Here is a 13,538-nt window from a genome sequence, read left to right on the forward strand (position 1 = left end):
AGATGATTTCAGCCGAGGGTGTGAGATCAAAATTGTGAACCTAGCGGTTCTTTAGGATGGCTTCTCCAATGATTCGATCAAACTTGCGAATATCGATGCCTTTTGCAAGATTAACCTTGATGTGTCCAGCACGAGTCCAGAGCTCTAGTTCTGCGTTCATATCCAAAAAGGATCCAGCGTTTTCAGAGGACCACATATTGATAGATGAGTATGGAAGGCTATAGATCTCGATTTTCTTTCCTCGTAGGCCTTGAGCATCTCTAACAATCAGTCGAAGATTGGTGAAGACCGCTGTGTCTCGGAAAGTCTTATATGCCGCAACTGGTGTTTCTCCATCAACCAAAAGAGGATGAATGTCATCTGGAATTGGACACTCAGATACCAAAGTCCAATTAAGGATTGTGCTTACTTCTGCCATTTCTGTTTCTCCTTAACGCTTGAAGTATTAACTAGGTTTTACTCCGCAAGAAATTGTGCGAGTTGCGCCAGAACCACCAGTTATAGTGATCTTGAGACCTACGAAAACTTTTGAAAGCTTTTTACCGCTTGTAACTTTTTTGTAGTTTGCTTTGATCCAGTCACTTGAAGCGTAAACCTCGTTGGCACCGCCGCCTGCTTTTCCGGCACACCAAGTAAAGTGAAACTCAAGATTTGGATATGCTGTGGCCTTCTTCGCAGTGAAACTTGCATAGCTCAGCGCCTGGCCTGCATTATTGCCGTGAAGATAGATCTCCAAGTTTGGCTTGGTGCATCGGGAAAATATTTCCGTTCCTCCCGAAGTTGGATCAATACTCGTTTTGCATTTGTACCTATTAGTATCTGCTGTGCCTTGAAGAATTTCTGTGTATTGACTCATATAAAAGAAGTCAGGCTGTGGAAGAGTTGGCTCTGTCGCATTTGCGGTCAAGGTAGATCCTGCAGAAACAAGAACCATGGAAATCAAGACAGTAATTATTTTTCTCATGCTGTATGGTAACAATCACCAAGTTGAATCTTGGCTGGTGTGACCAGTCCAATTTTTGTGCTTTTCAGAATTACCATGGCAAGTCACTGATGGAATTGGATCGAACTCCAAATCTTGAAGAATCGAGAGGATGTTTGGTGCTCGAAGGGATGAGGTTTCTATTGATTACTTTGGGCGCACTTTCTATGCTTGGTGATTGACGAGCAATACTTGCCATGCTATTTTTTTGCCACAAAATCTGAGGGGATATTCTTGTGGGTGCAAAAACAGCAATGGTTCTGGCAAGTGCCTTGTTATTGTCAGGCTGTTCGGCTCAGGCTCCTGTAGAAGTTACGCAAGACTTAGCAGTCAGCGTTGAACTCTGGGGAGATAACTACCAATTGACTGACAACGGTAATTGCAAAGGTGCCCCTGTCTTTGATGGCAATTTTGAGAATAATTCGACCGTTGTATTGGTTGGCCCAGATGATTCTGAGATTTCTGCGGCCACTTTTGGTGTTGGTCAATTAACAGACACGACAATTCCTGAATCGGATGTGACGAACTTTCCTGACGGCAGTATCTGCAGATTTGATGTCACATTCGTAAACATCCCAACCCTTGCAACATACAGAATAAAGACAAAAGACGGTGAGATCAGTTCAGTTTCTTGGTCCCTTGAAACCGCACAGCAACAAAGCTGGGATGTCGGTCTGGTCTATGGAGCTGAATTTCCAGACTAAACGAGTGAACTAATTACTGGAATTAAGCAAGATAAACACAAATCCTATAAACCCAATCACATTTACAAGAACCATAGCTACGGCAATGTTGGACAGTGTCTTCACGTGCGTGTTTATGTTTGTCAGCAGAATTCTGGATTGAGTCAATTCAGCTTTCAGTTCATCTAAATCTTCGCCCAATGCCTCTTTGTCGTCGTCGGTGAATGACATGGTTTTGCACCTTTCAAAAATTGGCCTGTCGGTTTAGTTCTAACTTTATGGTCTACAGAGCGTAACGGCTAGCCCCCTTCTTTTATGTCCTTTATCTGCTCCATTGCGTACGCACCAGATGATCAATTATTGTTTCCAAATGAAGATGCTCGCCAGGACCATTTTATTCTTCACTATTGTGATCGCCGTCTCCGGTTGTGCTTCAAAACCAATGTATGGGGCAAAGATTCATGTAGGTAACTTCTTTTGTTACAACATTGATTATGAGTCTCAAAACTATCAAGCATTGGTATATGACGTTAATGGTGATGTCGTCGCTTATGCAGATAACCTCGACGTCAAGAAATCAACAAACCGCTATTTGACTGGAACATGTGACATTACGGCTAGCTTTAGCAAGATCCCTCTGGATAAAGGTCCTTATAAAATTGAGTATCTAGTTAACGGGACCAAGGTAGATGAATACGAATTTGAATCCTTGATGGAGTACTGAGGATTCAAGGGCGGTCATGGCCTACTTGTCACACTAAATCAACAGGCAAATCCTTGAGTTTAAAGAATACTGATCACTTCAATTAAAGTAGCTCTTACGACCTAGGTCGATGCAATTGAATCCAGGAAGATTCAGGCCTAAACCCAACCTTTTCATACAGCTTTAACGCGCCAGACTCGTTTCCTGTATCAACATTAAGTTCGACAGAGTCGTATCCTTTTGTAAGGCAATAAGCAATTCCCGTCTGCAGAAGCGCCTCACCGATTCCCAAGCCTTGATTTTCATGAGTAACACCTAGAAGATTTACAAAGCCCTTGTTTTCTTCGGCGTATTCATCGTTGCATTGGCAAAAGCCAACAGGTTCTCCATTCTTGAATGCAAGGAAGACTCCCTTCGGATCCAAAGCTGAATCAAGGACAAGTTCTCGCCATTTTTCAAGCTCTCTTGGAGCAAACCCAAAGTGGTTTGAGAATGAGTTTTGATGAGCTGAATGCCAAAGGGCAATCAGATCTGGATTTGTAACATCTATTGCTCTGATGTCGAGATCCTCAATATGCCGAATAGAAGGCGCAGAAGAGAGCGTCATTCTCATTGTGTAGTAACGACGTAGAAATTCATATCCATGGCTTGCCCACGCACCTTGCAATCTTTTGTCGAGAGAGTTAACTCCTGGCCAAATATCCCAACTTGGATGCTCTGATTCTGCTAATTCAATTGCCCATAGAACTATGTTTTCTAAGTTCTCTACTTGTGGCCTTGCATAAACATCTGTGAAGTAACGACCTCTAACAGAATCAGGATGCAAGTTAACAACCGCCGAGAAGCCAGATTCACCATCAAGGCTTAACAAGTAAGCCGGGCTTGAATCGATATAGCCAGCAATAAAGTCCAACGCCCCCTGCTCACTGAACAAGCTGCTCTTGCTATCAACGCTTAACTCATGCTTATTGGCAAGGTCGGCAATTGCTTCTGCATCTGCTTCAGTCGCGACTCGCGCGGAGGTTATCTTCATACGCCTATAACTTTCTTGTAGTTCTGAGATTAAATCTTTTCAGTGGGGCGGGTCGGGCTCGTACCGAGGTAGACCAGTTTAGAGATCACACTAAAAAAGTCTGGCATGAGTCCTATATAGAGTTTATAATTTTAAGGTGCGTCTTCTTATCTTCGCTGCTGTTGGTCCTTCCAATCGCCTTAGCACCATCGGTTCAGGTCGAAGATTTATTCTCGATTGAAAAGGAGTGTGCAATGAGTGAGATTCAAATTGTTGGAGTTAATGCCGTTGTTTTGGTCGTCGCCTATTTTTGGGTATATCCCCGATTCGGAAGAAACGATGTCAATCGTATTGCCTCACTGGATCTCGCAATTGGATTAGCAACACTTGGTTTGCTTGCTCCCTTCAACTGGGGCTCACCCAACGAATTCACTTTGCTACCCAGCTTGGACACTCCATGGTGGATTTTTGCGATTGTCACTTACGCGGTTTTAGAGATACCGCTTTTCACAATTTACTGCGCTCGGCGAGGACTTTGGAACGAATACAAGAAATCTTTTCGCAGACAATAAATGGATCCAATGAAACTTTGATGGGGCGGGTCGGGCTCGAACCGACGACGACGGAATTATGAGTGGAGGTAGTTGTATTTCAATGCGCGTCTCTATGTTTCTAGTGTTTAGCATTTGAGCGTGAATTGTCTCTAGACACTCATTTTAATGCCTAGCCTGAACCTTGATTTAGGCTAAATCTCTGCCTACACTTCTTTTAACTACTTAAGGGAGTCCTCTATGTGTCTTGGATGCGCAGCAGTATATGCAGCAATTGCTGCATCAACAGTTACCTATTCTCTTTCGGATATCAATGGCAAAGAATCTGGTTTCCAGTTCACAGTTTCAAGTGATGATCTGTCAAAAGCTATTACAACAACGCCAACAGGTTCATCTGCAATTACAATTTCGCAGCCTAAAGAGAAGGTAAGCACCCTTTCAATGCGGGGCTGGATCGATCGAACTTCACAACAAGCGATCTAATACCTCTAACCGTAAGTGGGGCGGGTCGGGCTCGAACCGACGACGACGGAATTATGAGTTCCGGGCTCTAACCAACTGAGCTACCGCCCCTAACGGTGGAACTTTACTGTAGTTTTTTGTTGCGTTGGAATCCTCTGCGACCCCAGAACTCCCACATGCCCATTACCGACAAAATCAGGGCAAAACCAAACAAGAGATCTTCTATTGGGGCAGATGCGATGCGGATACCAATGATTGAATCTGGGTCATACATAACGATCGCTTTTCCATCGCTTCGCTTATGAGTTAACCACCAATTTGTGAGTAATTGGAATGGAAGGATGATCATGTATGAAAGCCAGAAAGCAAGGCGAGTAAGAAGTGAATTCTTAAACACAAACAGATCGACCATGATTGCGATGCAGAAGGCAGCAATTGCAATATCGCTATAAATCACTTCTCCTCATCCTTTCCGAACTCTTTTTCACGCAGATGTGGTTTAACTGTTGTGACACCTTCTATGGTCAAGATCGCTGCCATTGGAACAATAATGAAGAAGAGAAACTCTTCTAATGGAATATCAAAAGGTCCATAGATGCCGAGCATGCGATCGCGGTTGAAAAACCAATGTCCTTGGGCGATTGCATAGGCATCCCACACAAGGAACAAGAAGCTAATTGGAAGGATGCTCAGAAGCGCTCTCTTCCATCGTCTTAAAACGCTGGTCTTTAGAAAAATCTCTAGCCAAAATGAGCCAAATACTGTGAAGGCGAGCATCGCCATATAACCGAATTTTTCCACGTCAGATCTTCTCACATCTACCTTTGGTAGGGTTGTCGAAAAGGGGGAGACATGCACGAGAAGGTGGTTGCGCTCTTCAAGCAGGTTCGACTGTTTTCAACTGTGGCTGTGGCTACCGGGATCCTGCTCTCTTTGATTTTTTCCCAAGTTCTAGATGCCAGCTCTATGGGTTGGCAGGTTGTGATAGCGGTGATTGCTTTAGCAATCGGTATTCCGCATGGAGCCTTAGATCACCTGGTGACTTTGCCTAAAGCACAGCCAAAAAAGATGGCGCTATTTATTGTTATCTATGTTGCTGTCGCGGTGGTGGCGGTAGTTGGAATCCTAAATTTCAATGTATTTGGCTTCATCATTGTTTTGTTCATGAGTGCGATCCACTTTGGGATCGGTGATGCAGCTTTCATCAGTGAAATTGATAAGCGAACTGAACCTGAGAGAAAACTTAATCGTTGGCTCTATATCCCAGCTGCGGGATTCACCCCAGTATTTATTCCTTTAGTTAACTCTGCCAGCACCGATGCGCTGGCATCTGTGAACCCTGCCTTAATTAACTGGCATCAAGGATTTGATTCAGAAATATTGGTGGCTGTTACCTCCTTCGCACTTGTTTCAATCGCTCTGATGCTTATTGGGAAAAGATATAGAGAAGGCTTGGATCTAATTCTTCTTTTGCTGTTAGCTCATCTGGCACCACCTTTGATTGCATTTGCTGTGTATTTTGGGTGTTGGCATGCAATGCGGCACACCGCGAGACTGACCTTGTCACTTCCACGAAGCAGCGAGCGTTTAAGTAATGGGCTGAACAGACAAGCTTTCACAAGTGCAGTTATCCCTGGTTTACCAGCTCTGATTGGAACCTTTGTAGTGGCCGGGCTGTTGGCATTAAGCGGTCGGGATTTCACAGATGAGTTTTTCTGGATGGCTTTGGTTGTTGTGTGGGCGCTCACTGTTCCTCACATGGTAGTTACAGCGAAATTGGATCGTGCGGCATTAGCCTAAGGGCATGAAGTTAAAAGTCTTTGTAATCGTTGCAGCGCTAATTGCAGCCTCTTTTTCACCTGCACAAGCTGCACCTAACTATGCATTTCCAATTACTGGCTGCGAGTACACATATCCAAAAGCTCACCATAGCTATCCAGCAACAGATATTTTCGCTAACGCTGGATGTCGATATGTCGCAGTGACTTCAGGGGTCATCGATGAAGTTAATCGAGTCGATTCCTGGTCAGGCAAGACTAATCTTGGGATCGATCGAGGTGGCTTGTATGTATCATTTATTGGCGATGATGGTGTCCGCTACTACGCTTCACATTTGCGAAGCATTCCGCAAAGTATTCAACCAGGTGTTGCAGTAAAAGTGGGGCGCTTGCTCGGAACTGTAGGAACAACCGGTAGCGCGCGTGGAACAAAACCACATATTCACTTTGGTCTTTCCTGGAGCACGCCACCACAAACGTGGTGGGTGCGTCGTGGAATGGTGTGGCCTTGGAAGTATCTAGATGCATGGAAAGTCGGAAAAGATCTTTCACCTGCAAAAGAGGTTGAAGCTAAGCGTTTAAAGATTGGCGATCTTCCAGCAGAACCAGTTAACGAAAAAAGGAAGTGAAATAAAAAACCCCGCCAGTTACCCGGCGGGGTTTTTTATAAGTTAGTGTTGATTAGGCAGGGTTTACTGCATCAGCCTGAGGACCCTTTGGACCCTGTACGACCTCAAATGAAACTGCCTGACCCTCTTCAAGGGACTTGTAACCGTTTCCTTGGATAGCTGAGTAGTGAACGAAAACATCTTGTCCGCCACCATCAACTGCAATGAAACCGAAACCCTTTTCAGAGTTGAACCACTTAACTGTGCCTGTTGCCATGTATTTATTTCCTTCGATATGTGGGTGTTTCGAGAAATCCTCGAATCACGGTCTTCCTCTTGCTCCAGCGATACCGATTATGCAAAACATGAAACGGGTACTGATTAAGCGTCCGACTGAGGTGAACTCTACCTCCTACCGCCCCGTATGCCTAAAGAGGGGGTAGACAGTTTTAGGCTCAAGGGTGTGTAATTGAGGTGTTCACCAAGCAATTGGGACGCGAAAATGCCGCTGGGGAAGGTCGCATTTGGCGCATCTTGCTAGGAGAACCATGGAACGTTTAACCACGCCTTCAAAGCCGTCACAGGTTCGAGGTTTCTTAACTATTCACTCAGCACCCTCTGCGCTGCGCCACCATATTGATTGGGCGATCCAAGGCGTCTTGGGTAATTGGATAAAGCTCTCATGGAATCCGCAACCCTTGCTGCCTGGAACATTTCGCACACAACTGGAGTTTCGGGGAGCACAAGGAGCCGCTGCTGAGATCGCCAGCTCCCTTCGCAGTTGGCATTACTTAAACTTTGAAGTTATCGAAGGTACTGAAACAGGCGGAGAACTATTTCGTTTCACACCAGAGCTAGGGATCCATCGCGCCGTCGTGGATCAATCAGGTGCGGTCCTAGTCAATGAAAATCAATTAAGTGCCATTCTTGCAAACACTTTTGACGAGGATTCAATCCGCGAAGAAATTGCAGCCATGCTGGGCAAATCTTGGGAACAGGAGTTAGATCGCTTTAGGAGTGTTGACCTTCAAGAAGTGCCACGACTTCGAGCAATCTAATTGCTAAGATCACAACATGACTCAACTTAATGAAAGCCCAATAATCACCGTAGAGCGCCGCAAAGCGGTCACCATAATTATTTCCGCAGTAATCCTTTCACTGTCACTAGGTGTTGGATTAATGAAGGTTGGTTCCGGGTTTGCATCTCGTAGTAGTGATGGCATTACCGTCACAGGCTCTGCAAAGACAACAGCAACAGCAGATAACGCGGTGTGGGTTTTAAGTGTTTCGTTGTCTTCTCCAAATGTTGCAACAGCTGTCAAAAAAGTTGATGCTGATGTGGAAGCGCTGTCAAATTATCTAACACAAGGTGGCATTCCAGCAGATGCTCTGACTCTTGGAGCAGTTTCAACGTATGCGAATGAGGAATACATCAACGGAAATGCAACCGGAAGAATCCTCTCTTACCGTGCCTCACGCGAAGTCACTGTTCGTTCAAAAGATGTGCAGTTAGTTTCAAAGCTAAGCCAAGGAATTGGATCACTTCTTGCAACAGGCATTAACGCAAATAATTACGGTCCTCAGTACTACATCTCCAATCTGCCAGAGCTTCGCCCTCAATTGATGGCAGAGGCCATGAAAGATGCGAAAATTCGCGCCGAAGCCTTAACAAAGGCTGTTGGTGGAAACATCGGTGCACTTGTAAACGTTAAGGCTGGGCCAATTCAGATTACGACTCCGGACTCAACAGTTACAGCTGACTATGGCGCGTATGACACCTCAACAATTGAAAAGACAGTTACCGCAACAGTCTCGGTGACTTTTAAGAGCTAAAGAGGAATATTGCCGTGGGATCCACGGCGGTGAGGTGCGTTAGCAATCGTTTTTGCTAGCGCACTTCGCGTTTTCGCAGGAGTTAACATTTCATCAACTGCGCCGATTTCAATCGCCTTTAAAACACCGCCTGAGACCTTTTCATGCTCTGCGGCAAGTTCAAGTTCCATGGATTCACGTTGCTCTGCAGGAATATCAGCGAGTAAACGACGATGTAGCACGCGTACGGCAGCTACAGCACCCATGACTGAGACTTCAGCATGTGGCCAAGCAAATACTCGCGTTGCACCGAGTGACTTTGAATTCATTGCAACATAGGCACCGCCATACGCGCGGCGGGTAATCAAGGTAACTCGTGGAACAACTGATTCACCAAATGCGTGTAATAACTTCGCACCCCTTCGCACCGCACCCTCCCACTCTTGTCCAGCACCTGGCAAGAAGCCTTGAACATCTGCAATAACAATCAGTGGAATTCCAAAGGCATCACAGGTGCGAACAAAGCGTGCCGCCTTTTCACCTGCTGCTGCATCTAGTACTCCCGCAAGATGGGCTGGATTATTGGCAAGCACGCCTACTGTTGCACCGCCTAATCTTCCAAGGATTGTTGTCATATTCGGAGCCCACATCGATAACAACTCGATGTGCTCAGTGTCCTTATCAAGAATTGCATCAACTAATGGATGAACTTCGTAGGTGCGAATCTTTTGTTCTGGGACAAAGACAGATAAATCAATATCTTCAACTTGTTCATTCATAAATCCCTGATTGGCAAATAGGGCGGTTAAGGTACGAATATCTTCAAACGCTTCATCTTCACTGGCTGCAATAACGTGGGCAAGTCCGCTATTTTTCTTATGTGCTTCAGGGCCACCCAACAGCGCCATATCAATATCTTCGCCAGTAACACTTTTAACAACTTCTGGTCCTGTTACAAAGATGCGACCTTCTGGGGCAAGAACAACTACATCTGTTAAAGCAGGACCGTAGGCACCGCCACCTGCAGTTGGTCCAAGGACTAGAGAAAGCTGGGGGATACGACCACTTGCTGAAATCATTGATTGGAAAACTTCTCCGAATGCATCAAGAGATGCAACGCCATCACTTAGTCGAGCACCGCCGCTGTGCCAAATACCAATGATTGGAACTTGTGCGCCCATCGCAGCCTTATAGGCAGAGACAATTACTTTTGAGCCATCCACACCAAGTGCGCCGCTTTTGATTGTGGCATCAGAGGCAAAAATGACGACCTTGTTGCCCTTTACTGTTCCAGTAACTGCGATCATTCCGCACTCTGTGCGCGGGATTAGAAAGTTAAATACTCCATCATCAACCAAGCGCTCGATCCGTGCAATCGGATCGCGTGGATCATGGGATGTGGGTGACATTTAGATACTCTTAAATGCCAATACAACGTTGTGCCCACCAAAGCCAAAGGAATCATTGAGCGCTGCGATGTCACCAGCAGGTAATGCGCGCGGCTTATCTCGCACAACATCGACAGTTACTGCAGGATCTAGATCATCGATGTTAATAGTTGGGGGAGCCAAGCGATCCTGAAGCGCCTTAACGATAAAGACAGATTCAATCGCGCCAGCACCACCAAGTAAGTGCCCGGTCATTGATTTGGTTGCAGAGACAGCAACATGATCTGCATCTTTTCCAAGTGCTGCTCGCAAAGCATTAGCTTCAGCCACATCACCTGCAGGTGTTGAGGTTGCGTGGGCATTTAAATGGACGATATCTGCAGTTGTTAAATCTGCATCTCGCAAAGCGAACTTAACTGCCCGCTGCACACCAGCACCAGATGGGTCAGGCGCGGCAATGTGATAGCCATCAGATGACAAACCTTGGCCTGCAATTTCACAGTAAATCTTTGCTCCACGCGCTTTAGCGTGCTCGTACTCTTCTAAAACAAGAATTCCGCCACCTTCACCCAACACAAAGCCATCTCGATTTAGATCATAAGGACGAGATGCACGGGCAGGATCATCATTGCGGGTAGATAAAGCTTTCATCGCTGCAAAAGCTGCCATCGGAAGTGCGTGACAAGCAGCCTCAACACCGCCGCTAACAACAATATCTGCACGGTTATTGCGGATCATTTCAAATGCATAACCAATTGCCTCTGCACCTGATGCACAAGCACTTACAGGTGTGTGGATTCCAGCCTGTGCCTTTAATTCAAGACCAATATTTGCAGCAGGTCCATTGGGCATCAACATGGGCACGGTATGTGGACTCACAAGTCGAGCGCCTTTACTATTTAAAACATCGTATTGCTCTAGAAGAGTGGTTACTCCACCGATTCCTGATGCAACTACAACACCGAGACGCTCTTTATCGATCTCAGGTGATCCTGCATCCTTCCAAGCCTCACGGGATGCGATCAAACCAAACTGCTCTGAACGATCCAGGCGTCTGATTTCAACGCGCTCCATCTGTTCACTTGGCTCAACTGCAACTCGCGCTGCGAAGGTCACTGGAATTGTTTGGGCCCACTCCTCAGTCAGAGTGCGCACACCACTTGAGCCAGCCAAAATGCCAGCCCAAGTTGTTGCTACATCTCCACCCAAGGGAGTGGTTGCACCAAGTCCAGTGACAACAACGCGACGACGAGTCATTGTTTAAAAAATTACTTTGATGCGTTAACTATGAAATTAACTGCGTCTGCAACTGTTAGCAAATCTGTCACATTCTCATCAGGAATCTTTACTCCGAAGCGCTCTTCAGCTGCAACGACAACTTCTACCATGCTGAGTGAATCAACATCTAGGTCATCTGTGAAGTTCTTATCAAGTTCAACTGATGCAGCTGGGATACCGGCTACCTCTTCAACGATTTCCTTCAGTCCTGCAAGTACATCTGCTTGTGCAAGTGCCATTGTCTCTATGTCCTCTTCTATGTCGATCGGGCGTGCAAGGTGTTTATTGTGTATCAATTTCGCTCTTACTTACGAGTATTGCACGCCGTAAGTGGCCTAAATCTCAATAAATTTTACGGCTTAGGCGGAAGTTCAACAACCTGCCCCGCATATACCAAACCTGCTCCATAGCCAATGAGCAGAGCCAATTTTCCATGCAATTCCGGATGTTCTTCCAAAATTCGATCCATCGCCAAAGGAATAGAGGCCGCTGATGTATTTCCATTTGTGCGAATGTCATCTGCGATTAAAACAGAATCAGGAATCTTCATTTCCTTAGCCATTGTTTCGATGATTCTAATGTTCGCTTGATGTGGAATGAACGCGCCAAGTTCATCAACTGAAACCCCTGCAGCTTCGAGAGCTTTTAATCCAACCTTGCTCATTGAATAAACAGCCCAACGAAAGACAATCTGTCCTTGCTGAGAAATGTTTGGCCAACCGAGATCACCAACACCTTTTTCGGGATTCTTTTTGTACTCTAAAAATGATGGAGTTAAGGTAATTGCATCACGAGAATCTGCATCAGATCCCCAGATTGTTTGACCTATTCGAGGTTGCTCACTCTGTCCGATTACAACCGCGCCAGCACCATCTGCAAAGATAAAGGCCGTTGCTCGATCATCTGGGTCTGTGAAATCAGAAAGTTTTTCGACACCAATGACTAAGACATTGCGAGAAGTTCCGGAACGAACTAAATCACTTCCCATGGCAACGCCATAGCAAAAACCAGCACATGCGGCGCTGATATCAAGTGCAGCAGCCTTTGGATTACCTAGTTGATTTATCAATTCAGTTGCCGCACTTGGTGCCTGGAATGGATATGAAATAGTTGCAAGAATGACTGTGTCGATATCTTCAATAGTTAACTTTGCTCTTTGAAGTGCCATCTCGCATGCGGCTTTGGCCATCGAAATAACTGTTTCATCATCTCCGGCAAAGCGACGCGATTCAATGCCTGTGCGCTGCACAATCCATTCATCGGTTGAATCAATGCGATCTACGATCTCTGAGTTTGGGACAGAGCGCTTTGGGCGATAGGAGCCGACAGACAAAATTCTGCTGTGTCCTGTTGGTGCAGCTTTGATGCTCATGCGTGCCTTCCTGCAAACTCTCGCGCCGCATCTAGATCATCTGCACTCTTTAATGCAAAGGTTTCAATTTCACTAGCTGCGCGCTTGAGTAAGCCAACCAGAGTTCCAGCCGGTGGTAGTTCAATGACACCCGTTATCCCCATTGATTTCATAGTTTCCATGCATAGATCCCAGCGGACAGGGTTAGCAATCTGATTAACGATGCGATTTAGCACCTCTGTGCCATCTGTTATTACTTGTCCATCTTTGTTAGAGATAACTTGAATCAAGACATTTTGAGTTGCAATAGATGAGGTCAAAGCGCGTAAGGGTTCAACAGCAGGTTGCATGAATGGGGTGTGAAAAGCACCTGCCACAGCCAACGCCCGAACACGTGCCCCTGCAGGTGGGTTCTCACCTAGTTGTGAAAGTGATCCCAAATCTCCAGCTGCAACAATTTGGCCTGCCCCATTGTCATTTGCTGCAACCAAATCAAGTGCAGCTATTGCAGATAAGACTTCAGCGCGATCTCCACCTAACACCGCAGACATCCCTGCTGTTGATGCGGCCGCAGCCTTTGCCATTTCAATTCCGCGAGTACGAACAATTCTTAAAGCATCAATTTCAGATATTGCTCCTGAAAGGGCAGCAGCTGCTAACTCACCAACGGAATGGCCAGATGTGAAAGCAAATTGCTTAATTCCAAGAGCGTGAGCACCTAGTAGTGAAGTGGCAACGATCAGAGGTTGAGCGTTTGCAGTGTCTTTAATTTCATCTGCATCTGCATTGGTTCCAAGGTGTAACAGATCCAAACCGATGGCATATGACCAGGTAGCAATCAGTTCTTTGAGTGCTGGATCTTGAATCCAGCTATTGAGCATTCCTGGAGTTTGTGAACCTTGTCCAGGGGCGATGATTGCGAGCACATGT

The 13,538-nt window shown here is 45.8% G+C and carries 20 protein-coding genes and 1 tRNA gene; 8 read left to right on the forward strand and 13 right to left on the reverse strand.

The features are described from left to right. Positions 1–40 precede the first annotated feature (40 nt). Together AC9UH7_RS00685 and AC9UH7_RS00690 are read right to left on the reverse strand one after the other, a co-directional pair. Entirely contained in the window at positions 41–418 is a 378-nt protein-coding gene (locus AC9UH7_RS00685) for a PH domain-containing protein (protein WP_509593734.1), read from the reverse strand. A gap of 27 nt (positions 419–445) precedes the next feature. Continuing rightward, on the reverse strand, positions 446–964 hold the full coding sequence (locus AC9UH7_RS00690) for a hypothetical protein (protein WP_509593737.1): 519 nt from the start codon (positions 962–964) through the stop codon (positions 446–448). A gap of 254 nt (positions 965–1,218) precedes the next feature. Between AC9UH7_RS00690 and AC9UH7_RS00695 the strand changes: the two genes are divergently transcribed. After that, a complete protein-coding gene (locus tag AC9UH7_RS00695) occupies positions 1,219–1,686 on the forward strand; it encodes a hypothetical protein (RefSeq protein ID WP_509593740.1) in 468 nt (155 codons plus the stop codon). Positions 1,687–1,695: 9 nt separating this feature from the next. Here AC9UH7_RS00695 and AC9UH7_RS00700 read toward each other — a convergent pair whose 3' ends face one another. Then, positions 1,696–1,896 (reverse strand): hypothetical protein, encoded by a 201-nt coding sequence (locus AC9UH7_RS00700; protein WP_509593742.1) that lies wholly within the window; start codon positions 1,894–1,896, stop codon positions 1,696–1,698. Positions 1,897–2,035: 139 nt separating this feature from the next. Between AC9UH7_RS00700 and AC9UH7_RS00705 the strand changes: the two genes are divergently transcribed. After that, positions 2,036–2,389, forward strand: a complete 354-nt coding sequence (locus AC9UH7_RS00705) for a hypothetical protein (protein WP_509593745.1) — start codon at positions 2,036–2,038, stop codon at positions 2,387–2,389. Positions 2,390–2,483: 94 nt separating this feature from the next. Here the strand turns inward: AC9UH7_RS00705 and AC9UH7_RS00710 are convergent, their stop codons facing one another. Continuing rightward, entirely contained in the window at positions 2,484–3,401 is a 918-nt protein-coding gene (locus AC9UH7_RS00710) for a GNAT family N-acetyltransferase (RefSeq protein WP_509593748.1), read from the reverse strand. 233 nt (positions 3,402–3,634) lie between these two features. Here AC9UH7_RS00710 and AC9UH7_RS00715 point away from each other — a divergent pair, with 233 nt between their 5' ends. Then, on the forward strand, positions 3,635–3,952 hold the full coding sequence (locus AC9UH7_RS00715) for a hypothetical protein (RefSeq protein WP_509593750.1): 318 nt from the start codon (positions 3,635–3,637) through the stop codon (positions 3,950–3,952). A 219-nt stretch (positions 3,953–4,171) separates the two neighbouring features. Next, entirely contained in the window at positions 4,172–4,414 is a 243-nt protein-coding gene (locus AC9UH7_RS00720; RefSeq protein ID WP_509593753.1) for a hypothetical protein, read from the forward strand. Positions 4,415–4,430: 16 nt separating this feature from the next. On the opposite strand, the gene AC9UH7_RS00725 is transcribed toward AC9UH7_RS00720, so the two are convergent. From AC9UH7_RS00725 to AC9UH7_RS00735, 3 genes are all read right to left on the reverse strand, one after another. Beyond that, a tRNA-Ile gene (locus AC9UH7_RS00725) sits at positions 4,431–4,504 on the reverse strand. A gap of 13 nt (positions 4,505–4,517) precedes the next feature. Continuing rightward, positions 4,518–4,850 carry a lycopene cyclase domain-containing protein gene (locus tag AC9UH7_RS00730; protein ID WP_509593755.1) on the reverse strand — a complete coding sequence of 111 codons (333 nt, stop codon included), beginning with the start codon at positions 4,848–4,850 and terminating at the stop codon, positions 4,518–4,520. Next, positions 4,847–5,194 (reverse strand): lycopene cyclase domain-containing protein, encoded by a 348-nt coding sequence (locus AC9UH7_RS00735; RefSeq protein ID WP_509593757.1) that lies wholly within the window; start codon positions 5,192–5,194, stop codon positions 4,847–4,849. The genes AC9UH7_RS00730 and AC9UH7_RS00735 overlap by 4 nt, the downstream gene beginning before the upstream one ends. A 51-nt stretch (positions 5,195–5,245) precedes the next feature. Here AC9UH7_RS00735 and AC9UH7_RS00740 point away from each other — a divergent pair, with 51 nt between their 5' ends. Continuing rightward, positions 5,246–6,193, forward strand: coding sequence for a Brp/Blh family beta-carotene 15,15'-dioxygenase (locus AC9UH7_RS00740; protein ID WP_509593759.1), 948 nt, complete (start codon positions 5,246–5,248; stop codon positions 6,191–6,193). Positions 6,194–6,197: 4 nt separating this feature from the next. Further along, positions 6,198–6,800, forward strand: a complete 603-nt coding sequence (locus AC9UH7_RS00745; protein ID WP_509593760.1) for a M23 family metallopeptidase — start codon at positions 6,198–6,200, stop codon at positions 6,798–6,800. A 52-nt stretch (positions 6,801–6,852) separates the two neighbouring features. On the opposite strand, the gene AC9UH7_RS00750 is transcribed toward AC9UH7_RS00745, so the two are convergent. After that, positions 6,853–7,056, reverse strand: a complete 204-nt coding sequence (locus AC9UH7_RS00750) for a cold-shock protein (protein ID WP_017956305.1) — start codon at positions 7,054–7,056, stop codon at positions 6,853–6,855. 271 nt (positions 7,057–7,327) lie between these two features. Here AC9UH7_RS00750 and AC9UH7_RS00755 point away from each other — a divergent pair, with 271 nt between their 5' ends. Both AC9UH7_RS00755 and AC9UH7_RS00760 read left to right on the forward strand, forming a co-directional pair. Next, complete coding sequence (locus tag AC9UH7_RS00755) at positions 7,328–7,837, forward strand: DUF3145 family protein (RefSeq protein WP_509593762.1); 510 nt, start codon at positions 7,328–7,330, stop codon at positions 7,835–7,837. Positions 7,838–7,853: 16 nt separating this feature from the next. Then, positions 7,854–8,612 (forward strand): SIMPL domain-containing protein, encoded by a 759-nt coding sequence (locus AC9UH7_RS00760; RefSeq protein ID WP_509593764.1) that lies wholly within the window; start codon positions 7,854–7,856, stop codon positions 8,610–8,612. Here AC9UH7_RS00760 and AC9UH7_RS00765 read toward each other — a convergent pair. The 5 genes from AC9UH7_RS00765 to AC9UH7_RS00785 form a co-directional block, all read right to left on the reverse strand. Continuing rightward, positions 8,609–10,000 carry an acyl-CoA carboxylase subunit beta gene (locus tag AC9UH7_RS00765; protein ID WP_509593766.1) on the reverse strand — a complete coding sequence of 464 codons (1,392 nt, stop codon included), beginning with the start codon at positions 9,998–10,000 and terminating at the stop codon, positions 8,609–8,611. The two genes, AC9UH7_RS00760 and AC9UH7_RS00765, sit on opposite strands and share 4 nt — an antisense overlap. Next, positions 10,001–11,236: a beta-ketoacyl-ACP synthase II gene (gene fabF, locus AC9UH7_RS00770; protein WP_509593769.1), complete on the reverse strand. Its 1,236-nt coding sequence runs from the start codon at positions 11,234–11,236 to the stop codon at positions 10,001–10,003. Between the two features lie 11 nt (positions 11,237–11,247). Continuing rightward, a complete protein-coding gene (locus tag AC9UH7_RS00775) occupies positions 11,248–11,496 on the reverse strand; it encodes an acyl carrier protein (RefSeq protein ID WP_509593772.1) in 249 nt (82 codons plus the stop codon). Between the two features lie 113 nt (positions 11,497–11,609). Then, positions 11,610–12,629, reverse strand: a complete 1,020-nt coding sequence (locus AC9UH7_RS00780; RefSeq protein ID WP_509593774.1) for a beta-ketoacyl-ACP synthase III — start codon at positions 12,627–12,629, stop codon at positions 11,610–11,612. Beyond that, positions 12,626–13,534 (reverse strand): ACP S-malonyltransferase, encoded by a 909-nt coding sequence (locus tag AC9UH7_RS00785; protein WP_509593775.1) that lies wholly within the window; start codon positions 13,532–13,534, stop codon positions 12,626–12,628. The genes AC9UH7_RS00780 and AC9UH7_RS00785 overlap by 4 nt, the downstream gene beginning before the upstream one ends. Positions 13,535–13,538 lie beyond the last annotated feature (4 nt).

Origin of the sequence: Candidatus Planktophila sp., assembly GCF_044348745.1 — a bacterium.
Classification (GTDB): Bacteria; Actinomycetota; Actinomycetes; order Nanopelagicales; family Nanopelagicaceae; genus Planktophila.